This window comes from Gilliamella sp. W8123 (assembly GCF_016101085.1).
Taxonomy (GTDB): Bacteria; Pseudomonadota; Gammaproteobacteria; order Enterobacterales; family Orbaceae; genus Gilliamella; species Gilliamella apis.
In genome coordinates, this window is sequence record NZ_JACFRE010000002.1 from 227,579 (window position 1) to 252,813 (window position 25,235).

Here is a 25,235-nt window from a genome sequence, read left to right on the forward strand (position 1 = left end):
AGCACAATAATTCATTATTTTTATATTAAGACGGTATACACTCCTCAATATTTTTTACAAAAACTTACTTTTTCATCCTACATTTATCACTTAATAAAATTTATTTATAAAGTTATCTAACCACTACAATCATAAATAAAAATTTTCTGTAAATAGTGATACTAAATGATATTAATGAATCATTTTCATCTTAAGACGGTATAGACTCCTCAATATTTTTTACAAATATAGTCATCTTGATTTAGTAAAAATATACAAGAAAAGTCATGTTTTAATTATTGTTATAGTTATAGTTTTGGCTTTAATTAGTTTTATTAGTAATAGCCGACAAAGTCGGCGTGATTGATTAAACTTGAAAAGTGGCAAAATCAGTAGCAATTTCAGTATTAGCAAAGATGCTCCTAGCTTCATTAACCAGTTTTTGATTATCTTGAATACTATATCTAGGGCTAATATGCGTTATGATTAACCTTTTAGCATTAGCTTGCTTAGCTATATTGGCAGCGTGTATTGTCGTTGAGTGCCCACGTTCAATGGCTTTTGCCTCAAGAGCTTGCTCTTGAGTGGCCTCATGCACTAATAAATCGACGTTTTCAGCTAAATCAATGGATGCTTGACAAGGGATGGTATCACCCAAAATAGCTACTTTTTTGCCTTGCTTAATATCGCCTTGATAATCCTTACCATTAATTGTTCTACCATCTTCTAAAGTAACGGTTAAACCTTCTTTTAAATGAGCATAATGTGAACCTATTTGGATGTTATCTTTTTTTAATTTATCAATATCCAGCGTTGCAGGAAGATCCTTTTCAACAATACGATAACCAAAACAAGGGACTCGATGTTGTAATAATTTGGCGTCGACGCGAAATTTATTATCTTCAAACACTAAGCTATCTTGTTCAAGTTCAATAATATTTAAAGGGTAAGTAAGCCATGAAGAACTAATTTCAATCACTGTTTGAATAAATTGTTTAATACCTTTAGGTCCAACTAACGTTAATGATGATTGGTTTTGCATTAAAGAACGAGTAGTCAACACACCAGGTAAACCAAACAGATGATCACCATGCAAATGAGTCAGAAATATCATCTCCAATTTGGCTAAACTAAAATTGGCCTTTTGCATTTGCATTTGCGTTGCTTCACCACTATCAAACAGCCATAATCGCCCTCGTTCTTGTCGGAGATCAAGCATAACACTACTTACATTACGTTCAGCTGTTGGTGACCCAGCACTCGTTCCTAAAAATGTTAGTTTCATAAAAAATTATACGTTTTTGCGCTCAATGGTTTGTTCACCCCAAAAGAGCTTGTCTGCTTTAGTTTTGGAAAAGGCAAGTTTTAAGACTTCATCGCTACCTTCTTCCCAAATTTGTTCTGCTAATTTTTCATCATCATTAGCGAGTTCAAAAATAGCCTCGGCAATTTCAATAGAGGTTTCACGAATATTTGCCCAAGATCGAATATCATGTATTTCTTTTTTGGTACTATTCATATTTATTCTCCTTATTTGCTAAGATTACAGGTAAAATAAACCCTATTCGCACAAAACACAATAGGTAACACTCTTTATGCTAACTATCATCTCTCCAGCCAAAACCCTTGACTATCAAAGTCCATTAATCTCTACAACCCATACCCTACCCGAATGTTTAGAGGCAACAAAACAACTTATTACTGTTTGTAAAAAGCTAACTAGCAATGATTTAGCTAAATTAATGTCTATCAGCCCCAAACTTGCGGCAGTCAATTATGAAAGATTCCAGAATTGGCATCCTGATTTTAATTTACAAAATGCCAGACAAGCGATTCTAGCGTTTAAAGGCGATGTATACGAAGGTCTACATGTTGAAGATTTTACTGCTAGTGACTTGCAATTTGCGCAATCGCATTTACGTATTCTGTCTGGGTTATATGGCTTATTAAGGCCACTTGATTTAATTCAACCTTACCGTTTAGAAATGGGTATTCGGTTAAAAAATGGTAACAATACTAATCTTTACCAATTTTGGGGAGAAAGCTTAACCGATAAACTCAATGAAGAGTTAGCAAAATCATCTCAACCAACTTTAATTAATTTAGCCTCTAATGAATACTTTAAAGCGATACAAGTTAAACACCTAAATGGCAAAATTATTCAACCGATATTTTTAGATAAAACCAAAGATGATTATAAAGTGATCAGCTTTTACGCCAAAAAAGCACGCGGATTAATGAGTCGATTTATTATAAAAAATAACATTAATAATTATAATGATATTAAAAGTTTTAATTTAGATGGCTATCAATTTGATTCTAATCGCTCAACTGAATTAGAATGGTACTTCACCAGAAAACATGCATAGAAAGATATATTAAGATGGAATTTTTAATCACATTATGGCAACAGTTTTTAACCACCTTACCTTTATTTATCTTAATTTTGTTAGGTTATATTGCTGTAAAAATGGGCCGTTGGCAAAAAACGGTAACCGATAGTGTAACTAAATTCACTTTTTATATTGCTTTCCCAATTATGCTCTTTCAAATTATGAGCCACTTTTCTGAACATTCAGAAATCGATATTAATCTTTTATTAGTATTTTTTGGTGGCTCATTTATTGTTTTTGCCTTGAGTTGCTTTATTGCGGTTAAATTTTTTAAACTTAATGGTTCTGAAAGTACCATGTTTGCTATGGGTGGAATTTACACAAATACGGTATTTGTTGGTATTCCAATTATTAATATGTTATTGGGTGAAAAAGCGATTCCTATAGTCGCCATTATCGTAATATTTAATGCTTTAATTTTATGGACTTTAGCAACAGTATCCATTGAATTTGTGCAAATGGGTAAACTATCAAGCAAAGGTTTTATCAAAGCCTTTAAAAATGTATCGAAAAATCCAATCATCATCGGTATATTTGTCGGTATGGCCGTTAATTACTCTGGTATACCTTTACCTATATTTATCGAAAAATCGACCAAAATGGTCAGTGATATGACCGCACCACTATCATTAATCGTATTAGGTATGGGGCTGGCTGAATATAAAATTCGTAACGATTTACATATCACTATAGCAATCTGTATTATCAAACTATTTGTGTTACCAATTGCGACCTATATACTAGGTAAATTGTTAGGATTACCTGTTTTAGAGCTACAAGTTATTGTATTATTAAGTTCAGTATCAATAGCTATAAATTGCTATATGATGGCAAGACAGTTTGAGGTATTACAAGGACCTATCGCATCTAGCTTATTGATATCAACGGCGTTGTCATCGATAACAACACCGTTAATTCTATCAATAATGTTACAGTTACCTTTTGCTTAAGATAAACTTATTTCACCGCAAAATTTTTGAACTTATGGTGTAAAATCAAAGCAAAAACAATAACCGCACTACCAACAGTGAATCGGCCCCAATCTATTGATTGGTGCCAAATAACAACATTAACTAAAATACCAGCCGGAATAACCAAATTATTCATAATCGCCAGTGTACCAGAATCGACTTTAGTCGCGCCTAAATTCCATAAGAAATAACATAATCCCGAAGCCACAACACCTAACCAAATAATAATCCCCCACTGTAATTGAGTGGTAGGCAGTTTGTCAGCATTACCAAATAATAACCAACCAATAGTTGCTACAACTATTGCGCCAAAATAGACCCAAGCAAAAGCTTGATGTTGCGGTAATGGATAGAGTTCCATAATACGTTTATAGCCGACTTGCCCTAAAGCAAAGACGATATTGGCACCCTGAATTAATAAAAAGCCAATGATAAAATCACGACTGATGTGGTCATAACGGATAATTGCCGCACCAATGACCGCTATAATGGCCGTTAATAAATAATTAAGTCTTAGTCGATGCCCTTGCAGTAAATCATAAATAATAGTGACATAAATTGGTGTTGAAATGGTAAATAATAAAACCTCTGGTACCGAAATATATTGGAATGAGTTGTAATAAAAGAAGTACATAATTCCTAATTGGCATGCACCTACTCCCATCAAAAGCAACATCTGCTTTACAGAGACATTTTTAAAACGTAAAAAAGGAATAAAGGTAATAAAAGCCAGCAAAACGCGCATGACTACCGCAAACCAAGTATCAACTTGACCACTTAAATAAACCGCAATAAAACTAAATGAAAACGACCAAACAATGGTGACAAAAATAAGGTAATACATAGCAAACTTGTACCGAAAATAAAAAGTCAGGCATGGTAACAATTCGTTTTAATAATGTAAACAATAATTAAAACCAAATGTTTACCAATGGTAAAAAATTTTGCTGAACAAACCTTTTTAAGTACAAATTAACAACTAAACTGCTAAAAAAGTCATTATTATGGCATAATGTGAGCTATATCACATTTTTGCCAGTTACTTTAAATCTCATAAAGAGCTTTATGGTTTAGTTGCAAATCAATTCGAGAGTAATTATCAGTGTTAACAACAAGCAATATCACAATGCAATTCGGCAGTAAGCCACTATTTGAAAATATTTCTGTCAAATTTGGTAATGGTAATCGTTATGGATTAATTGGTGCCAATGGGAGTGGTAAATCCACCTTTATGAAAATTATTGGTGGCGATTTAGTGCCAACTTCAGGCAATGTATCGCTTGATCCACATGAAAGATTGGGTAAATTACGCCAAGATCAATTTGCTTTCGAGGAGTTTACTGTTCTCGATACCGTAATTATGGGACATACAGAATTATGGCAAATCAAGCAAGAACGTGATCGCATTTACTCGTTAGCAGAAATGAGTGAGGAAGACGGTTTTAAAGTCGCTGATTTAGAGACCCAATATGCCGAAATGGATGGTTATAGTGCGGAGGCGAGAGCTGGTGAATTATTGCTTGGAGTTGGTATTCCTATCGAACAACATTATGGCCTAATGAGTGAAATTGCTCCAGGTTGGAAACTACGGGTATTATTAGCCCAAGCGCTATTTTCAAATCCGGATATTTTATTACTCGACGAACCAACCAATAACTTAGATATTGATACTATCCGTTGGTTGGAAGATACCTTAAATGAACGTGAAAGCACCATGATCATCATATCGCATGATCGCCATTTTCTTAACATGGTCTGTACCCATATGGCCGATATGGATTATGGTGAACTTCGTATTTATCCTGGCAATTACGATGATTATATGACTGCTGCTACTCAAGCAAGAGAACGTTTATTAGCTGATAATGCGAAAAAGAAAGCACAAATAAGTGAATTACAATCCTTCGTCAGTCGCTTTAGCGCTAATGCCGCTAAATCAAAACAAGCAACATCACGAGCAAGACAAATTGAAAAAATAAAATTGGAAGAAGTCAAGGCATCCAGCCGACAAAACCCATTTATTCGCTTTGAGCAAGATAAAAAACTATTTCGTAATGCACTAGTGGTAGAAAACCTCACTAAAGGTTTCGACAATGGTCCTTTATTTAAAAATCTTAATCTCATGGTAGAAGTTGGCGAAAAAGTAGCAATTTTAGGGACTAACGGTATCGGTAAAACTACCCTACTCAAAACATTGATGAATGAATTAACGCCAGAACAAGGTGATATAAAATGGTCAGAAAATGCCAATATTGGTTATTATGCGCAAGATCATGAATATGAGTTTGAACAGGACTTAACTGTATTTGAATGGATGAGTCAATGGAAACAACCTAATGATGATGAACAAGCGGTACGAAGTATTTTAGGTCGATTATTGTTCACCCAAGATGATATTAAAAAGCAAGTTAAAGTTCTATCTGGTGGTGAAAAAGGCCGTATGCTGTTTGGCAAATTGATGATGCAACGACCAAATATCATTGTCATGGATGAACCTACCAATCACCTTGATATGGAATCGATCGAATCATTAAATATGGCATTAGAGCTTTATCAAGGAACGTTATTTTTTGTATCGCATGACCGTGAATTTGTCAGCTCACTGGCTAGCCGTATTATTGAAATCACGCCAGAAAAAGTGATTGATTATACCGGAAACTATGAAGATTACTTACGAAGTCAAGGCATAGAATAAAGCAGCATGCAAATCAATAAAAATAGCCACATAAGTGGCTATTTTTATTCATGATAATTAAAGAATTAAAAATCTAATTCATCCCACCAAATATCGATTAAAGCGCTGGTTTTAACATTTTTTAAACCATGACTCTCAAGCCATTTAGTGACATTGTCACGGTCCTCTTCAGTACAATTACCTAATTTTTGGGTACAAATAATTCCCTTCCAAGTCAAATAACCACTTCCTTCGTAAGCCAAACCATTAGCTTGTATTGCTTCAACGATAAATTGATCGACAACGTTATCGATGGTTTCTTCATTGGTACCTTCGTCAAATGACCAGCTTACAGTAAAACCTAACTCTTTAAATTCTTCAATATGTAATTTTTTTCTTAAACGACGACTGCGATTAACCTTAGCCATAATAATATCCTTCTGCTTTTTAATAATTTAGTTAGTTTTAGAATGTGTATGATGGCTTGATTGCTTCATACTATTCTGATGATTTTTAGAAGTTCGAGATTTATCAGCACTTCTTCTTTTTGTTGGAGCTCGTCTGGCTGGCGCTTTTTTGACTGGCTCCGCTTTAATTCGAGGATCGACTTCAAATCCTTGAGTAAAAATTTCTGGAATCGGCTTTCTAAGTAATTTCTCAATTGATTTTAATTGAGGAAGTTCATCAATACAAACCAGCGATATAGCTTGGCCTTGATTTTGCGCTCGCCCTGTTCGACCAATTCGATGAACATAATCTTCTGCTACTTGTGGCAGCTCATAATTAATAACATAAGGTAATAACTCAATATCCAATCCTCTGGCGGCGATATCTGTAGCGACTAATGCTCGTATTTGTCCCGACTTAAAATCAGCTAACGCTTTCGTTCTGGCGCCCTGACTCTTATTACCATGAATTGCTGATGCTTTAATGCCATCTTTGGTTAACTGTTCTGCTAGATGGTTAGCGCCATATTTGGTTCGCGTAAAAATTAACACCTGTTGCCATTGATTTTTGCCAATTAAATAAGAGAGCAATTCACGCTTACGACGCTTATCCACCCGATGCACATATTGCGTAATTTGCTCAGATGCACTATTGGTTTTCGCCACAGCAATCGATTCAGGCGAATTTAAGATGGTATTCGCTAATCCTTTTATCTCGTCAGAAAAGGTGGCAGAAAAAAGTAAATTTTGGCGTTTTTTCGGTAATTTAGCAATCACGCGGCGGATATCATGGATAAAGCCCATATCTAACATACGATCAGCCTCATCAAGAACTAGAAATTTTACTGGCGAAAGATCGACAGCATTTTGGTGCACTAAATCTAATAATCGTCCTGGAGTGGCAATTAAAATATCCACCCCACCGCGAAGTTTCATCATTTGAGGATTAATACTAACACCACCAAATACTACTAATGAACGAATAGATAAATAACGACTATAATCACGAATATTTTCACCTATTTGCGCGGCTAGCTCACGTGTTGGAGCTAAAATTAAGGCATATAAAGGGCGTTTACCTTTTTTCGGTTCTGATTTAGCTGAATTTCTTAATTGCATTTGATGCAATTTTTGCAATATTGGTAAACCAAAACCAGCAGTTTTACCGGTACCAGTTTGGGCACTAGCCATTAAATCTTTACCTGACAGTATTACGGGAATAGCTTGTTGTTGGATAGGAGTGGGATCGGTATAGTGTTGCTCTTCAATAGCTTTTAAAATCTTGGCATCTAAGCCAAGAGAGTCAAATGACATGTAATGATTCCTAAATAATCGAAAAAATGAATAATCGTAAACATTATAAAGCAATTTGATAATAATTGTCTGATTATTTTATCTTTTCATTGCTAGTTATTTAATATATGCTACCATTTTAGTAAATAATCCTATAAAGTTTAGAGTTATTTGTTGCTTAAAATTTATTCATAGTATTTTGCTTATATTTTAAGCAAATTGTATAGGTGATATTGATTATCATTATCGTTTATTGTATTGTTGCTACCCCAAAATATAATTATTTTATGGAATAGGTATGTCTTTTAACTTTCCTCATTTAAAAAAATTACTTATCGTCTTGATATTAAGTTGCTTTAGCCTTAATTGTTTAGCCAAAGATGATATTACTTTCGCAAATTTTCGTGATATTCGTGATTTAAATCCACATTTATATTCAGGTGAAATGTGGGCACAAAATATGTTGTATGAATCATTAGTTCACTATAATGAAGATGGCACTTTTTCTCCATGGCTGGCAGAAAGCTGGACTATCACTAACGAAGGTAAAACTTACACCTTCAAATTAAGAAAAGATGTCACATTCAGTGATGGAGCAAAATTTGATGCGCACAGTGCCAAACTGAATTGGGATGCCGTGTTATCTAACAAAGTTCGTCATACTTGGTTAGAAATGGTGCGTTTAATAACTGAAGTCAAAGCGGTAGATGATTATACTCTTGAGGTTAATCTTTCTGAGCCTTACTACCCTTTCATGATTGAAATTGCCGTCACTCGCCCTATGCGATTTATTTCCCCAAATTCTATGATTGATGGTGAAACTAAAAATGGCGTGAAATCTTATATTGGTACCGGCCCATATGTTTTAGGTGATCATAAGAAAGATCAGTATGCAGTATTTAATGCCAATCCAACTTATTGGGGTACTAAACCGTTACTGAAAAAAGTGACTATGAAAGTAATCGCAGATAATCAAAGTCGACTAATGGCTCTTGAAAAAGGTGAAATCGATCTGATTTATGGTAAAAATATGGTTGATGCGGATTCATTTGAGCGTTTTTCTAGCATGGATAAGTTTCAAACCTTAATGTCTAAACCGGTTTCCAGTCGAATTGTTTTAATGAATACGACGAGAAACCAATTGAGTGATGTTAATGTCCGCCAAGCTATTGAACATATTATCAGTAAGAAAGATATCTCAGAAGGTATTTTTAATAATAGCGAAGCACCAGCGGATACGTTAATGGCAACCAATATTCCTTATGCCAACATTGGTTTAAAACCTTATGTCTACGATACAAAATTAGCTGAAACACTACTGGATAAAGCTGGCTGGCTAAAAGTTAAAGGTGAAGATTATCGCCAAAAAGATGGTAAACCGTTTGAGATCACTCTTTATTATGATAGTAATACTGCCTCTCAAAAAACTATTGCCCAATATATGCAAGACGAATTTGAGCAAGTGGGATTAAAGCTTAATATTCATGGTGAAGAAGAGCAAGGTTATCGTGATCGCCAAAAAGCGGGTGATTTTGATATGGTATTCGATATTTCATGGGGAACACCATATGATCCGCAATCATTTTTGTCAGGAATGAAATTACCGGTTTATGGTGATTATATGGCGCAACAAGGCTTGCAAGAAAAACCACAAATTGATGCGAGTATTAGTAAAGCATTAATTTCAACTGATGAAAAAGAGCGACAAGATCTATTCCGTTATGTGCTAGAAACCTTGCATAATGAAGCGGTTTATATTCCGCTGACTTATGAGCGTAATCGTGCGATTGCGGTTAAATCTCTAAAAGGAATTGAGTTCGCCCCTTCTCAATTTGATATTCCATTTGAGAAAATGCATTTTTAATAAACTAATATTATTGGCGAATAATGTTAAATTATATTATTAAACGTTTAATGATGATGATACCGATATTATTCGGTATCTCTTTTATCGCTTTTTTTCTTATTAATTTAGCTCCATCCGATCCTGCAGAAGTTGCATTACGCTTAAACGAAATCATGCCAACACCAGATGCTATTGAAAGTATGCGTCAAGAATTGGGATTGAATAAACCTTTTTTAGAACGCTATTTTATTTGGCTATATGATGTTTTACATCTTGATTTTGGTCGTTCATTTATTCATCGAGATAGACTCGTTTGGGATGAGATGATCCGCAGTTTAATTCCAACATTAATTTTAGCGATGTCGGCATTTGCATTAACACTTATCATCAGTTTAATTTTAGGTGTTTTATGTGCCATCTTTGCCAATTCAGCATTCGATCATATTGTTCGTATCATTATCTTTCTAGGTACTGCAATGCCGAGTTATTGGTTAGGTTTGCTATTTATTTGGCTGTTTGCCAATTATTTAGATTTACTGCCAACCAACGGTTACGGAACATGGCAAAATCTCATTTTACCTACCTTAACCTTATCATTTGTCTATATCTCAACTTATATTCGTTTTATCCGTAATAATATGTTGGAAAATATGCATAATTATTCGGTGTTTTATGCTCGTAGCCGTGGTTTAAAAGAAACAACGATAATTGTTAAGCATGTGTTAGTTAATTCTCTGCATACGACTATCACGGCTTTAGGTATGACTATTCCGCAATTAATAGCTGGATCTTTTGTCGTCGAATATATCTTTTCGTGGCCAGGACTTGGTCGTTTATGTATCGCGGCCATCATGAACCGTGATTATCCGGTCATTCAAGCTTATATTCTTATCATGGCTATTCTATTTGTAGTTTGTAATTTTATTGTTGATATCATTCATCAATGGTTAGATCCACGATTACGAGATAATGGTGGTGCCGTATGAATATAGCTAAACAATTGATTAACAATAAAACAGCTTTAATCTGTTTAATCATCATCACCACAATCGTTATATTAGGTATTTTAGCACCTTATATTGCACCGTATGATCCCAATAAAGTTCGTATTGTGCGTAAATATGCCGCCATGTCTAGTCAACATTGGCTTGGTTGTGATCATCTTGGTCGCGATATTTTATCGCGTTTGCTTTATGGTATCCGATCTACCCTGTTTTTATCCTTACTTACCATGATCATTACTATCGTGGTTGGTAGTCTGATCGGCCTTATCTCAGGTTATCAACGAGGCAAACTTGATGAATGCATTATGCGCCTTTGTGACATTATGCTGTCATTTCCTAGCCAAGTCATGATTTTAGCGATTGTTGGTGTATTAGGCGTAGGTATTGAAAACGTCATTATCGCCAATATTGTGGTTAAATGGGCATGGTATAGCCGCATGATTCGTAGTTCAGTCATAAAATATAGCCGAAAAAATTATATCCTTTTTTCACGTGCAATTGGCGCACCACATTCGTTTATTATTTGCCGTCATTTACTACCTAATGTTATGTCAGAGCTGGTGGTATTAGCAACCTTAGATACAGGTTGGGTAATTTTAAATATCTCAGCACTATCCTTTATTGGATTAGGTGTTCAAGCACCTACTGCCGAGTGGGGGTTAATGTTAAGCGAAGCGAAAAATGTCATGACCCAACATCCGATGCAGATGGTCTTTCCTGGTATTGCAATTTTAATTGTCGTTGCCGCATTTAATATGTTAGGTGATTGTTTAAGAGATATTTTAGATCCTAAGGACCAAAAGCATGAGTAGCTCGCTATTAGAAGTGAATAAACTTACGGTTACCCTCGACAATGGTAACAAGCTATTAGATGATGTCTCATTTACAATTAATCGTCATTCATGTTTAGGTATCGTTGGTGAAAGTGGCAGTGGCAAAAGTTTAACATGTAAAGCCATTATCGGATTGTTAGAGCCCTATTTTGATGTGTCAGGTCAAATATTATTTAAGCCACACCAAGCTAAACTAACCTTAGCTAATAATGGTGATCTATTACAACAGAATAAACAAACCTTAAAGCAGATACGTGGTAAGGTAATTTCGATAATATTACAACATCCTATGAGTGCTTTTGATCCACTGTATTGTATTGGCAAGCAAGTAGTTGAAACACTGCAAGCACATCAAGATATTAACAAAAAGCAAGCCATGACAAAAGCGTTAGAAATGATTGAAAATATTGGCCTTAATAATCCACAAGAGATCTATAAAAAATATCCTCATCAATTAAGTGGTGGCATGTTACAGAGAATAATGATTGGTTTGGCATTAATGCTTGAACCAGAACTCATCATTGCTGATGAACCCACTACAGCACTTGATTCAATTAGCCAATTTCATATTTTAAAAATGTTTACCGAGATAAAACAGAACTCGAAAACAACCGTGATTTTTATCTCTCATGATTTAGGTGTGATTCATCATATTGCTGATGATATTATTGTGATGAATAAAGGGAAGATTGTGGAATCAGGTAGTCGTGAACAAATTTTTTACCATCCTCAACATGACTATACTCGTTACTTGATAGACACACGTAAACAGTTATTAAATAAGTTCAATGCTATTATTGGTTTCAATAATCCAAATTTGATCACGGAGACAACTTAATGCCACCGTTATTACAAGTTGAAAATGTAAAAAAATCTTTTTTACAACCGAATCAAAATCTGTTTAGCCGAAAAAAGAATACCGTCATCAATGGCGTTTCATTCGAACTAAAACAAGGTGAATGTCTTGGCATTATTGGCGAAAGTGGTAGTGGTAAAAGCACATTAGGTAAACTGATTTTAGGTTTAGAAAAACCTGATAGTGGTAACATCTATTTTAATGGTCAGGATATAGCTAAACGGGCTTGGAAAAAGTCAGCAATGCGTAAAGATATCAGTGCGGTATTTCAAGATTATAATGCCTCAGTCAATCCGTATTTTACTGCAGCCCAGATTATTGCTGAACCGATTGACATCTATGAAAAACTAGCCAAAAATGACCGTAAGCTGCGTATTAACGCTTTATTAGAACAAGTCGGTTTAGACAGCTCTTTTTATAATCGTTTTGCACACCAAATGAGTGGTGGTCAATTACAGCGTGTTTGCATTGCCAGAGCAATTGCCTGCTCTCCGCAATTTATCTTATTTGATGAAGCTGTGAGTTCATTAGATATCTCAGTACAAACCCAAATATTGTCACTACTTGCCGATTTACAAAAGCAATTAAATCTTACCAGTATTTTTATCACCCACGACCTAACGACCATTACTTATCTTTGTAACAAAGTGGCATTTTTTTATAAAGGTGAGATCATTGAATATATTGATAGTATAGACAAACTTAATCAAGTCAAAAACCCTTACTCTATCCAACTTCTCGAATCAGTTTTAGGTTTTTAAAAAATGGCAAACGCATCAATATCAAATCAACAGTATCAGTTTATTGATTATCTTAAATTAGTGATTCCCTTTGTACTGTCAACTATCACCACTCCCCTGCTTGGCGTAGTTGATACTGCTTTAGTTGGTCATTTACCTAATCCTGCTTTTATTGCTGGCATTGCCATAGGAACAGTAATATTCAATACCATTTACTGGTTATTTGGCTTTTTAAGAGTCAGTACCACAGGTTTCGCAGCTCAAGCCTTGGATAACGCATTATTACTAAAATCTTCGCTTATTCGCCCCCTTTTTATTGCGATTTTTTTAGGTTTGGTATTTATTATTTTTCAAAAGTTCATTTTTTCTGCTTCAATGCAGATCATTAATCCTAATCAAGAAGTTCAACACTATGCTGATAGCTATTTTTCCGTATTAATTTGGGGAGCTCCTTTTGTGCTTATCAATTATGTGTTAGTTGGTTGGTTAATGGGTATCTCTAAAGTGAAAGCAGTATTATTTTTGCAAGTTTTCATCAATGTACTTAATATCATAATGGCGATGCTTTTTGTCTGGTGGTTTCGTTGGGACATCAAAGGAGTCGCATTCGCAACGTTAATCGCCCAAATAAGTTGTTCTTTAATCGGGATTTTGTTCATCTATCGATATCTACCGAAAACGCATCAAAAAACCGACTTAAAAGCTATTTTGTCATGGCAATCATTAAAAGGGGTCATTTTAGTCAATACCAATCTTATGATAAGGACTATCTGTTTATTAATAGTCACCAATCATTTTATTTCGATTGGCTCAACATTCGATACCGAAGTATTAGCCGCTAATGCCGTGTTATTTCAGATCCATTATATGATGGCATATCTGTTTGATGGTTTTGCTAATGCATCAAGTGTATTTAGTGGTCGCGCGAAGGGCAATAAAAGTATGAAGCTCTATAACCAAACTTTACGCTGGTCATTGCAAGCCTGTTTTATTTGCCCAATTATAATAATTGCTATTTGGTTGGCGTTTGACACCTCAATTATCAAGCTACTTACTAATCAAACGGAAATTATAAATCTAACTCTGCAATATCAAACATGGTTAATTATATTCCCTATCGTTGCCGCGGGAGGATTGATCTATTATGGTGTTTTTTCCGGTATTAGTTACACTTCATCCATCCGTGATTCAATGTTATTAGCGTTATTGCTTTGGTTGATAACACAATATTTTGCAGTACCAGTTTGGGGAAATCATGGATTATGGCTGTCTTACAGTTTATTTAGTTTTGGCCGAACAATATTTTTAGTTATTTGGATTAAAAAATCGCGCAGCTATATTACTGCTTAATGGCGAATTATCGCAGGTTTTCAATCAGATAATCGTCCTAGTAGCAAGTATTTTAGTGCAAATTTGAAACTATCTTTTTCGATTAAACAGGCGTAAAATTTGCCTTCATTGTTCTAATTACAGTCAATATTGTGCCTAGTTATTCTGCTATCAAAAAAAGAATTCAACTTTATCATAAAATACGTAGTTTTCAGGATAAAGCTCCACTAATCGTACTAATAGTTGCCGGTGTTATCGGCACTATCACTGGTATTGTTGGCGTATTATTTCAGTATGCGGTGAATTGGGTTATCTCGCTGCGTAAAACATTATTATTTAATCTGGTCGACAATCTAGTAATTAATTATCTATTAATCTTTGCTATCACAGGAACAATGGGCGGGTTAGCTTACTATTTAGTCAAACGTTTTGCCCCTGAATCTGGCGGTTCAGGTATACCAGAAATTGAAGGTGCATTACTTGATTTACGTCCAGTACGTTGGCGATCCGTCCTACCAGTTAAATTTATTGGTGGCATTGGTGCTTTGGGCTCAGGTATGGTGTTAGGTCGTGAAGGCCCTACTGTTCAACTCGGTGGTAATATTGGTGCCATGGTCTCCGATCTGCTCAAAATTAAAAATAAAGCTTATCGACATACTTTTTTAGCAACCGGAGCCGCCGCAGGCATTACTGCAGCATTCAATGCACCTTTAGCAGGCATACTGTTTATTATTGAAGAGATGCGACCACAGTTTCGCTACAATTTGACCTCAATAAAAGCCATTTTTGTTGGCGTGATTATGGCCAGCATTATGTATCAATTTTTATATAATCAGGAATCAGTCTTTCAGATCGGCCACTTTAATGCCGTTCCTATTGAATCTTTATGGCTCTATCTCTTGTTAGGGACTTTTTTTGGCGTTATTGGTGTTTTATCAAATAAGTGCATATTGACCTTACAAGAGCGATTCAAACAATTTTATCAATTTAATCAATACTACTTTGTTATCACTGGATTTTGTTTGGCAGGGTTATTTGGAGTTATAAGCTTCATCCTCCCTGAAATAACTGGTAGTGGTTTTGATTTTATTCCCGATGCCGTTTCTGGCAATTACGCTATCAATACATTGATGATTATTTTATGTTTACGCTTTATCACTACCGTTTTATGCTTTAGTTCCGGTGCGCCAGGTGGCATATTTGCCCCTACCTTAGCCTTAGGGACAACGGTTGGGATCGCTTTTGGGGTGATTGCGCAACAAATTTACCCAAATTATCATATTGAACTTGGTGCTTGCGCTATCATTGGAATGGGAGGATTATTTGCAGCAACCGTACGTGCGCCCCTCACAGGGATTGTCTTGGTAATGGAAATGTCAGATAACTATCAGCTTATTTTACCGATGATTATTACTTGCTTAGGTGCGACACTCATAGCGCAAGCGCTAGGAGGAATGCCATTATATACGTCTATTTTGGAAAAAATCTTATTAAGAAACAAACTTCAATCAGATAACACTACTCAGCTAACGGCAAGTAATTCTTGATAAATTACAGCATAAGTAAACTAGCTGTTGAGGATGATTGAAAAATAAGAACAAGATTTGAGTTAAGCCATTAACTTAGTAATGAATCAAAATTAATACCTCAACGTTTCGATTCATTACTAAAATTCATCTAATAGCTAATAATCTAATATTTACCTAATCTAACTCACAGATTTCTTTGATTGATAAAGTGGTAGGAATATTACGATCATCAGAAAATTGGAAACGGAAAATAAAACGAATGTCATAAGTTTTTAAGACATTTACGACATCAGGTTTATCACAAAATTGACTATTAAGCCCTAATCTAACATTCTCCATAAAATCATTCAAAGGGGTATTTTGGCTATCTGAAGGCATTTTATATTCAAAAACCACATTATTAATATTCGCGGTAATATTGGTAACTTCATAACCGGCCTCTACTTGAATAGGAAATTTACCTTTTTCTCCTAACAATGAGCGTTTTGCACTATCTGCTAATGCTTTAGTAACCTTTACTCCCGTATTTTTATCGGCTGTAGCTGCATTTACGGTCGTAAACATAAAAAGGCTTGAAAGCAACACTGTCAATTTAATAACTTTTTTCATCATTTTTCCTTACTCTATACCTTATAACTCTATTTCTAATCAAAACTATTAATAAATAATTATATTTTTATTGTTATCTTAAATATTTTAATTTATTTAATGGTCTAAATAATAATGATTAATAAAAATATCTGCTATCTTACACAATATTTCTGATAAAAAAAGCCAACTTAACAATTTATTGTAAAAATTTAAATGAAATTAAACAAATATTGATCATTTCAACTTTGAATATTTTTATCACTAATGCCAATTACTCAGCAAAAATTTTTCCTGAATTTAATAATCTTTAAACCAAAATTTAACTAGATATGGGGATTTTTAAGCTTTAATTTTGAGATACCTAAATATATAGGTTATAGAGGATAAATTGAATTTTTTTTTGACAAAATTTATTTACTAAATTTATCTATTGATAGTAAACATAATTCCAAATAAAATCTTGAAAATTAAGTGCCTTACCTTTACATAGTAAGGCACTTTATAGGTTATTGTGGGGTTAATGACATGATAACTGTTTCAAAAGGTTCAAGCGTTAACATTGCTGTTTTCGAAATAGTTGTTGGTTTCTTTGCATGTAACTTACTAGCATAATCAATTTTAATTTGAAAACGATCAGTTGCATTATTTGGTAATTCTAAATCATTTTGTAAATCTAGATAGTAAACTTGCTGTTTATCAGATGGATTACGTAAAGTGATAATTGCTTTATCTTTACTCCAACCAGCCCAACCATATACTCCTAATTTTGTCGGGTCTTTACCTATCCAATGGCTATCGAATAAAACATCTTTATTAGTTCTTGCCCATTTTGCGGCTGTAGCTAGCGTATCCCAATTTTGGGTCGTTAATAATTCAGGAGTAATATACATTTCTTGCAATTGGGTACCTGTTGCAAAGTAGCTCCATACCTGATCGGCAAAATCTGTTTCACTTTCTTTATCAAGATTTTTCGCCTGTTTTGCATAGACAATACCATGCAACATTAAGGAGTTAAGCGGGAATAGAGGGCCTTTTAGAACTATAGAACGATAAGTCTCTGCATCACGATAAGTTAACCACTGTTGCACTTTGTTACCAGGTCCATAGTAGTTAACATCATCCCCACCTCGCCATATTGAATCGGCATAGAATAACCATGAAGGCGTTGCTTGAGTACCGGTGGTTAAATTGATGTAGAGATTTGGATTAGCATTGCGCATATCTTCAATTAAATGGATAGCAGCATCAAAATCACTAGTGAATTGACTACCAGCAATAACCTTATCAGCATTACCAGTTCCATCAAGTTTAAACATGGTTATGTTTTGGTTATTAATCAATTCGAGGATTCGTTTATGGAAGTTAGTATAATAATTTGGCCCTGACAAGGCTAATTTACCGTCCATAGTTTCATAACCAAATTCAGGCGCGTTAGCAACACGTTTATCACGTGGTTTATTATAACCGCCCCATGGTGATAACCAAATCCCGAGTGCCGTTTGATACTTATCAGAAGCTGCTTTCAAATTATTAAATTCATTAGGGAAATTCGCACTAAATCCCCAGTTCCCTTTTAGATTATCCCAACCATCGTCAAATAAATATCCATCCAATTTTACCTGACGTTTTTTTACCAATTCCTCACCATATTGATCGATTCTCAATAAGGCTTCTTTTTCAGTATAAGGATTAAAGAATCCTATATCTAGCCATGAGTTATAGTGTAAATAAGGACTATATGGACGTTGACGAACACTATCAATGAACTGGTTAATGTTACGTCTTAACTGACCTTTTTCATAAGTACCAATGTAAGTTTTATAACTTAAAGTATGTTCAGCTTGTAATGGAATAGCTTGTGGAATTTTTTGTGATACACCACCTTCATAAGCAACGGTATTGGTTAGTGGATTTTCTGGAATGATAAAAAAAGTATCACTAATAATCGGTGAACTTACTACTGAACCATACACAAATGGTGCCTGTGAATGGAATGGCATTAATGAAACTGATGACATTGAAAGTGCTTTATTTTTAGGCGTGATTCTTAATTCATAACTCGCAAAATGTTTATCATCATTTAGATTAACGACAGTTTCAATCGACATATCATGACCAGTGTAATTTAATGTCATGCCTGTATCTTGTTGTTGCACTTTATCCAGTGAAAAATCTTTATCGGTTAACTTATCTCCGGATGCCAAAACAATTTCAAACAACGTTTCAATTTTTACCGAATCATTAGTCACTGGATTGATAATATTTAGTGCTGTAATACTATTTTGACTGTCATCCTTAGCTAATTTAACTTGAGCATTTTTTCCTGATAATTGATAATCTTTGGCCCAAGCTGCACCTGTTGGTAAACACAATGCAGATAACACACCTAACACAACCAATTTTTTCATATTTTTTTTCATTATTACCTCCTGAAGGACAAACAATTTTTTCAATAAGCACATATTAGACTTAGTATAAACATCAAATATTGATGAAATTGTGATCTTCTTTGCAGTTTATTAGAATCGCTAAATTGCCAAAAAATGACTGAATTTCCTTTTTACTGAAAGACATATATTTGGCGGGAAATGATTACAACTAGTTTTTTATTACCATAAATCAAGTCATTTCTAAATTAGCCATAGGTAATAATGAAAGGTAGGGTTAGCAATGAATGAAATATTGCTTTTATTTTTCGACGTGATAAAGATCACAATTTCAAAATAAACTTATTGGCAAAAGCCAAAAATTCGAGAATAAAATTTAATAACGATACTTAATAACCAAAAAGGTAACACTTAGTGTTACCTTTCAAAGTTACAACATAGAACAAGTGCTATTTTTTAGTATGATGAGGATCTTTAACTGAATCACCTTGACCACTCACCACATACCAACCATTCTTACTATGCGGTTTTTTATTATGATCAGGACAAGGGGGTAACGATTTTTTACTTTGGTTTGAATATACATAGCCACAATCAGCACATTTATAAGTGCCAGCTGAAACATCACTACCGTATGCAGCAAATTTTTGTACCATTATAAGCTCCTCCAGTAAAATGTTAAAAATAATAAGCCGATTAGCTTATTACAGTTATATATAAACGCTGATTGAAACAAAAATCAAGTCAAGATTGAATAAACTCTCAGTATCTTCGCTAAAAGAGCTTTAAAATATAAAAAATTTAGATTTTTAAGTTTAAATACTCGATAAAATGAGCAATGTAATTCTGTCTTATCTCAAATTGATAATAATGGCGTATTAAAAGCAATTAACAAATAACAAATAAGAAAAAGTACTCAATCATCTTAAAATAACTGACGAATACTTAATAAAATGCAGCTAATTTTTTAAAAGGCTTTCTTAATATATTTTACTTTATGGATAAGAATCATTGGATTGTTTAACAAGCAAAAAACAACATAAACATCTTAAAATTTTAATCAAAACTAAAATAATGTAACCTAAAAAGCAACCTAGCGCAGGAATAAACGCCGCAAGGATGAATCCCAAATCATTGTTATAACCATAATCAAAATAATCAAAATAAAAATTTAAAAAACCAAACCAGCCAAAAGAGAAAACTAATCCACAAAATAATCCTATAAAAGAAGTTAATAAATGTGTCCGAGGTGTAATAAATAATTTTATTAATTGTATTAGGAAAAAAACAATTTCAAAAACTATTGTTATACAAAATATTATCTGAAGGACATATTCAGCTACATGACTACTATAGAATATGCTTTTTAATGAAAAAATATTATAAGTAATTATAAATGCCAAATAAGTAACCCAAAAAAGACAGATCCATAATTTATCTTTAGATAAATATTTAATAACTGTTGGCATAATTAATTCCTTAAAAACTTAAGTTAACTTTACTGCTAACCTAAAAAATCCATCCAATTAGATATGGTGACACTCTGATAAAATTAATATTTAACTACTTAATAATCAGTTATGCATTCTACTTTAGATGGCTAAATAATTCTCTCAAGCAATATCTAAAAATAACAGTTAATAAAAAAAATATTATTTAGAACTTTCAACAAATAAAACACAAGATAAAAAATATAACATTCTGATAAGTATTAAAATAATATAACTCATAAAACTGCCAATCGCAGGCAAAAACGCCCAAACGAGAAACCCTAAACCATCCCATCCCCCACCATTATATTGGTTGAAATAAACATATAAAATAAATAGCCAAACAAAAGAAAATGCTAACCCAAATATTAATCCTAAATAAGAGGTTAACCAATGTGTACTATTAACAACAAATAGTTTTATCAACATTGAGAGAAAGAAAATAATTTCAACTACAACCGCTATAGCAAATAAAACATCAACAATTGGCTTACCTATATTGCTAATAAACGAGTGGCGATTTTCTAAAACTACATAATATGTTATGTCCATACTAAAGTAGAATATGAAGAAGAGAACGATCAATACAGAATCTTTAAGCAAATATTTAATAACGTTTAACACACCTAATCCTTGAAAATATCATTAAACTTCCTGTTAATCCGTTGGAGAATTGTTTATTAATAATGTTTTTTTTAAGGATTTAGAATATTTTAATATTATTCAAAAAGCAATTTAGATATGGTGAAATTGATATCTATATTTTAAAAAATTACTGTCACTGATAGTGTGCAAACAAAATAGCCCCTAGCAAATTTTTACTTGTTTTTGTTTAAGATTGAGCTGCAAGTTTCTGTCTTGCAGCCCTTTGAATTGGCAAAATTATTCTAACTAATAAAATGCTACATAATAAATAGTCATGACGTGACAATCACAATTACGTGTTCTATCAAAATGATAAAAAAATGTTTGATATCGCAGATTTTGTGACGCTATGACGCCATTGAATATTGTAAATTGAAGATAGATACGGAATATAGATTACTACTCAATATATTAAATAGTAACTACAGGCGCAATTCAGCAATCCTGTAGTTATAAATACTCTATTTTATAACAAGTTGTTTTATTATAAATGATTTCAAGAATCTACAAGAAAAATATAAAATTGTCGCAAAAACCATACTAATAATAATTGATAAAACAAATAGTAATACAACATTTATACCTGAAAATACTGAGTATTTTTTTAAACAAAACATTAGTGTAATATGTGATAAGTACAGTATGTATGATATATTGCCAATTTTTGCCAGAACTGGATTAGATAAAAATCGCAGAAAAAATTCTTTCTTATAAAAGAGCAATATTATAATAAATGCAAATGGGAAATAGATATTAAAATATTGAAAACTATCTTTTTTACTACTACACAATAGAATCAATAGCCCTACAATAGATAGTAACTCTATAAGAATCAGAATGAAATGAAGCTTTTTTTGGTTTATCCAGTTCCAATCATTTTTATTTATATAATCTGAAATCATATAAGCAAAAATACCTACCGACAGACCTAAAAAACCTCTTACCATATCTTGTGACAAAAAACCTAATACCATTGGTACAGAATAACCTAAACCTACAACTGGACCTGTGTTTGATGTTATAGCAAATAAACAAAAAAATGATAATAACGGGATATATAATTGGAGTGCCTTTTCTTTAAAAAAGTACATTAATGCATACAATAAACAACTAAGCCAAAATAGGACAACAACGTACCAAGCACCTAGCAACATCGTCTCAATTCCGCTAACATCAGTAATCATAATAAAATTTAAAAAAAACGCTTTACCGCTACCCATGTTAACGTTTAAACATCTCATTAAAGTAAATAATAAAATCATACAAAATAAATATTCTGGATACAGCCGTTTTATTCTAGATATAAAAAAATCTATTAACCCTTTTGGGTTTTCTGTATATAGCGATTTTAAATAATACGTCCTAGCCAGCAAGAAACCAGATAAAACAAAAAAACAGTCAACAGCCAAATAAGCCGATCTAAAAATTTTATATCCTGTTCCATTAGCTAGTATTACTTGAGTGTGAAATAAGCAAATAAACAAAGCCAACAAAAATCTTAAACTATTAAAAGATGTTATATTATTCATTGTAACATTTACATAAAATTAAAGTGCCAAAATATTAAGCTATTCATAATATTAACTCAAGCGTTTATTTTATTGACCGTGTTAAAAAACTAAATCTGATTTACTGTGGTTTTTCTGGCCATAGTTATATCGTGTTAGTTATACGGATTTGAGTTATATTAACACCGTATAACTAAAAATTTTAAATCTCGTTGAATTTCATTGATGTTTAGTGAAGTGTCTTGAATTACGTGATGGTGGCCCCTACTGGACTTAATTTTGATTAATTAGTTTTTAAAATTCAATAAATTAATCAAATTTACATTTATTTGTATTACTAAATATATTACTAAAAATGGTTTCATAAATTTATAGTTTTTTTTATTGTTCACCAAGATAAAAGGAATTTTGTATTCCTTTCATCATTACATCCATAATAATTATAGTGAGTTGTCAAATACTAAATCGGAACCCTGGAAGGGAACCCCGCGATTTAGCATTGGACAAGTTAAGCATATTGCTATTCTAATAATTATCTAATTTTTTCTTTTTCCATAACAAATCGGTAAGTCATAAAAAATCACGAAGAGCATTTTATGATTTCGGCTAATCCATCATCAGCATATAAGTAAGCTAAAGGAATATCTAAAGCTTCAGCTAACCTCCCTGCTGTTTCAATATCCGGCTCGTATATTCCTTTTTCATAACGATTAATTCTTGTGCTTGCAACAAATTCATCAATGCCAGCTACAATACCCAGCTGTTTTTGAGATAATCCCTTAGTAACTCTAGCCTCTTTAAGTCTTTTGCAAAAAATTTGACGATATTTATTTTCATTCTTCACTGTAGCTTCCTTTTATCTAGAAGCTACGATAATCGTAATTTTTTATTGACTTGCATACTACGCTTATCGTAGTATTAAGATAAAATAATTAGAATGGGATTTTAGTTATACTTACAATTAAATAGAATATTCAATAATACGAAAGGAAAGTTTAGGTAACTTATATAAATTTTTATTTTTAAGTAAAATACTTTCCATTAGAATCAGAAAATAATTAGAAGGTAACATGAAAAATATCTATTTTATACGTCATGCCCAAAGTGAAGCAAATACTGGAGGTATAACCAAACCAAACAAAGAAATAAATCTGACGGCAGACGGAATGTTACAAGCAAAAAAAATTGCTCAAAATTTTGATGTTATCCCAACAGAAATTTTCACTTCCGAGTATTACCGAACTCAACAAACAGCAGCACCACTACTACAAAAACATCATTTATCAGCTACTGTATTACCTTGCTTAAATGAGTTCAATACTCTATGTCACAAAGCTATTAACGGACTTAATGGAGAAGAAAGATTACCCATTACAATAAAATATTGGCAAGATTCTATTCCAGATTTAAGACACGGAGAAACCGCACAAACTTTTAATGAGTTTTATCAACAAGTATCTTCATTTAATAAAGAAATAAAACATATCCCTAATAATAGTGTTATCTTTGGTCATGGCATGTGGTTAGCTCTTTATATCTGGCAACAACTTGGTTTTAGCAATAAATGTGAACGAGCAACAGAAATGCAGCTATTTAGAAAATTTCAACTAGGATTACCTATACCTAACACAGCTCTTTACCATTTTATTTGGAATGATGATTTGCAATTTTGTAAATTGAAATATATTGATAATTTCATGTAATTACAGCTAACCGATAGGACTTAAAATGTTTAAAAAAATCTTTATGGTATTACTACTTTCAATAATATTATCTGCTTGTAAAGACGAAGTGTCCGGCAAATTTTCTGGGCAATGGGTTGAACCAACTAGCACAGTGACAATTACTAATAAAGGCGATCATTATGAAGTACATCATGTAGATCTTATGCTTGGAAGAGATTCCACTTTTGATGTGTCCGAAGATGGTGATTATTTAAGAACTAAAAGCAGTAATCGTATCGAGTATACTTTAGTCTCACCTACAGAACTTGCTTTAGGTAATAATAAAAAGGTATTGTGGACTAAGAAATAATAAATCGTTTTACGGTTATTTAAAACGAGATGAAAGGAATACAAAATTCCTTTCATCCTCTTCTAACCAATTACCGAAATTTTGATTTCTTGTTTTGAGATATTAAATCAGTTAATTTATTTCTCAACGCTCTTTCTGTAAGTAAATTCCATGACAAAACATCTTCTGGTGTATACCCTGCCTTTTGAAGATCTATTATGAGTGATGAATTTTGTAAATAATAGATTTTACTCCAATCATCTGAATAATTTTTCGGTTCTTGTTCATTGGATAAATCAACTGTTAGGTTAGGTTCAATTTTTGATATTATTTTTTTGTGAAATTTCTTTTTGGCTCTATCCATAGAAGTTATAAATGTTGGTTCTTTTAACTCAAAATCCAATTCATTAGATAAAGCCAAATAAATTTTTTTTCGTCTATACCCCACTTTCATTAAGATGTGTAATTTATCGAAATGATTATCAAAACAACGCTGTATATAGTGAGTATTATTTAAATCATTAATTAATTCGTTTAATTCCGATTTTAGCATTAACATTCCTTAGTTGTCTGTTGATTGTATGTTATAAGTTATTCACTTGTAAGCTAATTGTATATTTTATAATGATAAAATAGGCTATAATGCCTTTTGATGTATGTCAAACGTCTGTTGTTCATAGGTTGTTATTTTGGTTTAAAAAATTATAA

The 25,235-nt window shown here is 32.9% G+C and carries 25 protein-coding genes; 12 read left to right on the forward strand and 13 right to left on the reverse strand.

Going from position 1 to position 25,235, the window contains the following annotated elements:
• Window positions 1-346 precede the first annotated feature (346 nt).
• Both rnz and H3T56_RS03855 read right to left on the reverse strand, forming a co-directional pair.
• Window positions 347-1,264, reverse strand: a complete 918-nt coding sequence (gene rnz, locus H3T56_RS03850; protein ID WP_198192073.1) for a ribonuclease Z — start codon at window positions 1,262-1,264, stop codon at window positions 347-349.
• Between the two features lie 6 nt (window positions 1,265-1,270).
• Window positions 1,271-1,498 (reverse strand): YccJ family protein, encoded by a 228-nt coding sequence (locus tag H3T56_RS03855; RefSeq protein ID WP_086357582.1) that lies wholly within the window; start codon window positions 1,496-1,498, stop codon window positions 1,271-1,273.
• 76 nt (window positions 1,499-1,574) lie between these two features.
• Between H3T56_RS03855 and yaaA the strand changes: the two genes are divergently transcribed.
• Together yaaA and H3T56_RS03865 are read left to right on the forward strand one after the other, a co-directional pair.
• Window positions 1,575-2,348 carry a peroxide stress protein YaaA gene (yaaA, locus tag H3T56_RS03860; RefSeq protein WP_198192074.1) on the forward strand — a complete coding sequence of 258 codons (774 nt, stop codon included), beginning with the start codon at window positions 1,575-1,577 and terminating at the stop codon, window positions 2,346-2,348.
• Between the two features lie 14 nt (window positions 2,349-2,362).
• Window positions 2,363-3,322: an AEC family transporter gene (locus H3T56_RS03865; protein ID WP_198192075.1), complete on the forward strand. Its 960-nt coding sequence runs from the start codon at window positions 2,363-2,365 to the stop codon at window positions 3,320-3,322.
• A gap of 7 nt (window positions 3,323-3,329) precedes the next feature.
• On the opposite strand, the gene H3T56_RS03870 is transcribed toward H3T56_RS03865, so the two are convergent.
• Window positions 3,330-4,187, reverse strand: a complete 858-nt coding sequence (locus H3T56_RS03870) for a carboxylate/amino acid/amine transporter (protein ID WP_110447914.1) — start codon at window positions 4,185-4,187, stop codon at window positions 3,330-3,332.
• 258 nt (window positions 4,188-4,445) lie between these two features.
• Here H3T56_RS03870 and H3T56_RS03875 point away from each other — a divergent pair, with 258 nt between their 5' ends.
• Complete coding sequence (locus H3T56_RS03875) at window positions 4,446-6,038, forward strand: ABC-F family ATPase (RefSeq protein WP_198192076.1); 1,593 nt, start codon at window positions 4,446-4,448, stop codon at window positions 6,036-6,038.
• Between the two features lie 65 nt (window positions 6,039-6,103).
• On the opposite strand, the gene H3T56_RS03880 is transcribed toward H3T56_RS03875, so the two are convergent.
• Both H3T56_RS03880 and rhlE read right to left on the reverse strand, forming a co-directional pair.
• A complete protein-coding gene (locus H3T56_RS03880; protein WP_065651175.1) occupies window positions 6,104-6,445 on the reverse strand; it encodes a YggL family protein in 342 nt (113 codons plus the stop codon).
• A 27-nt stretch (window positions 6,446-6,472) separates the two neighbouring features.
• Window positions 6,473-7,777, reverse strand: a complete 1,305-nt coding sequence (gene rhlE / locus H3T56_RS03885) for an ATP-dependent RNA helicase RhlE (RefSeq protein ID WP_198192077.1) — start codon at window positions 7,775-7,777, stop codon at window positions 6,473-6,475.
• Between the two features lie 277 nt (window positions 7,778-8,054).
• Here rhlE and nikA point away from each other — a divergent pair, with 277 nt between their 5' ends.
• From nikA to clcA, 7 genes are all read left to right on the forward strand, one after another.
• Window positions 8,055-9,620 carry a nickel ABC transporter substrate-binding protein gene (nikA, locus tag H3T56_RS03890; RefSeq protein ID WP_086361203.1) on the forward strand — a complete coding sequence of 522 codons (1,566 nt, stop codon included), beginning with the start codon at window positions 8,055-8,057 and terminating at the stop codon, window positions 9,618-9,620.
• Between the two features lie 23 nt (window positions 9,621-9,643).
• Complete coding sequence (gene opp1B, locus H3T56_RS03895) at window positions 9,644-10,588, forward strand: nickel/cobalt ABC transporter permease (protein ID WP_034903040.1); 945 nt, start codon at window positions 9,644-9,646, stop codon at window positions 10,586-10,588.
• 2 nt (window positions 10,589-10,590) lie between these two features.
• The gene (gene opp1C, locus H3T56_RS03900; RefSeq protein WP_065651264.1) at window positions 10,591-11,418 is read left to right on the forward strand and encodes a nickel/cobalt ABC transporter permease; all 828 of its coding nucleotides are present in this window, start codon (window positions 10,591-10,593) and stop codon (window positions 11,416-11,418) included.
• Window positions 11,411-12,277, forward strand: a complete 867-nt coding sequence (locus tag H3T56_RS03905; RefSeq protein ID WP_198192079.1) for an ABC transporter ATP-binding protein — start codon at window positions 11,411-11,413, stop codon at window positions 12,275-12,277. Before opp1C ends, H3T56_RS03905 begins: the two co-directional genes overlap by 8 nt.
• Window positions 12,277-13,056 (forward strand): ABC transporter ATP-binding protein, encoded by a 780-nt coding sequence (locus tag H3T56_RS03910; RefSeq protein ID WP_065578820.1) that lies wholly within the window; start codon window positions 12,277-12,279, stop codon window positions 13,054-13,056. Before H3T56_RS03905 ends, H3T56_RS03910 begins: the two co-directional genes overlap by 1 nt.
• A 3-nt stretch (window positions 13,057-13,059) precedes the next feature.
• Window positions 13,060-14,385 carry an MATE family efflux transporter gene (locus H3T56_RS03915; protein ID WP_198192080.1) on the forward strand — a complete coding sequence of 442 codons (1,326 nt, stop codon included), beginning with the start codon at window positions 13,060-13,062 and terminating at the stop codon, window positions 14,383-14,385.
• A gap of 149 nt (window positions 14,386-14,534) precedes the next feature.
• Window positions 14,535-15,911 (forward strand): H(+)/Cl(-) exchange transporter ClcA, encoded by a 1,377-nt coding sequence (gene clcA / locus H3T56_RS03920; protein ID WP_370545495.1) that lies wholly within the window; start codon window positions 14,535-14,537, stop codon window positions 15,909-15,911.
• A gap of 156 nt (window positions 15,912-16,067) precedes the next feature.
• Here clcA and H3T56_RS03925 read toward each other — a convergent pair whose 3' ends face one another.
• The 7 genes from H3T56_RS03925 to H3T56_RS03955 form a co-directional block, all read right to left on the reverse strand.
• On the reverse strand, window positions 16,068-16,502 hold the full coding sequence (locus tag H3T56_RS03925) for a hypothetical protein (protein ID WP_034903049.1): 435 nt from the start codon (window positions 16,500-16,502) through the stop codon (window positions 16,068-16,070).
• A 488-nt stretch (window positions 16,503-16,990) separates the two neighbouring features.
• Window positions 16,991-18,904: a hypothetical protein gene (locus H3T56_RS03930; protein WP_198192082.1), complete on the reverse strand. Its 1,914-nt coding sequence runs from the start codon at window positions 18,902-18,904 to the stop codon at window positions 16,991-16,993.
• Between the two features lie 416 nt (window positions 18,905-19,320).
• A complete protein-coding gene (locus H3T56_RS03935) occupies window positions 19,321-19,527 on the reverse strand; it encodes a hypothetical protein (RefSeq protein ID WP_065578823.1) in 207 nt (68 codons plus the stop codon).
• Window positions 19,528-19,866: 339 nt separating this feature from the next.
• Entirely contained in the window at window positions 19,867-20,340 is a 474-nt protein-coding gene (locus tag H3T56_RS03940) for a hypothetical protein (RefSeq protein ID WP_198192083.1), read from the reverse strand.
• A 183-nt stretch (window positions 20,341-20,523) separates the two neighbouring features.
• On the reverse strand, window positions 20,524-20,985 hold the full coding sequence (locus H3T56_RS03945; RefSeq protein ID WP_198192084.1) for a hypothetical protein: 462 nt from the start codon (window positions 20,983-20,985) through the stop codon (window positions 20,524-20,526).
• A gap of 482 nt (window positions 20,986-21,467) precedes the next feature.
• Window positions 21,468-22,535, reverse strand: a complete 1,068-nt coding sequence (locus H3T56_RS03950; protein WP_198192085.1) for an acyltransferase — start codon at window positions 22,533-22,535, stop codon at window positions 21,468-21,470.
• A 559-nt stretch (window positions 22,536-23,094) separates the two neighbouring features.
• Window positions 23,095-23,358 (reverse strand): helix-turn-helix domain-containing protein, encoded by a 264-nt coding sequence (locus tag H3T56_RS03955; protein ID WP_144187640.1) that lies wholly within the window; start codon window positions 23,356-23,358, stop codon window positions 23,095-23,097.
• Between the two features lie 226 nt (window positions 23,359-23,584).
• Between H3T56_RS03955 and H3T56_RS03960 the strand changes: the two genes are divergently transcribed.
• Together H3T56_RS03960 and H3T56_RS03965 are read left to right on the forward strand one after the other, a co-directional pair.
• On the forward strand, window positions 23,585-24,217 hold the full coding sequence (locus H3T56_RS03960; protein ID WP_144187638.1) for a histidine phosphatase family protein: 633 nt from the start codon (window positions 23,585-23,587) through the stop codon (window positions 24,215-24,217).
• A 25-nt stretch (window positions 24,218-24,242) separates the two neighbouring features.
• On the forward strand, window positions 24,243-24,548 hold the full coding sequence (locus tag H3T56_RS03965; protein ID WP_198192086.1) for a hypothetical protein: 306 nt from the start codon (window positions 24,243-24,245) through the stop codon (window positions 24,546-24,548).
• A gap of 70 nt (window positions 24,549-24,618) precedes the next feature.
• On the opposite strand, the gene H3T56_RS03970 is transcribed toward H3T56_RS03965, so the two are convergent.
• Entirely contained in the window at window positions 24,619-25,080 is a 462-nt protein-coding gene (locus H3T56_RS03970) for a hypothetical protein (protein WP_198192087.1), read from the reverse strand.
• Window positions 25,081-25,235: the final 155 nt, after the last annotated feature.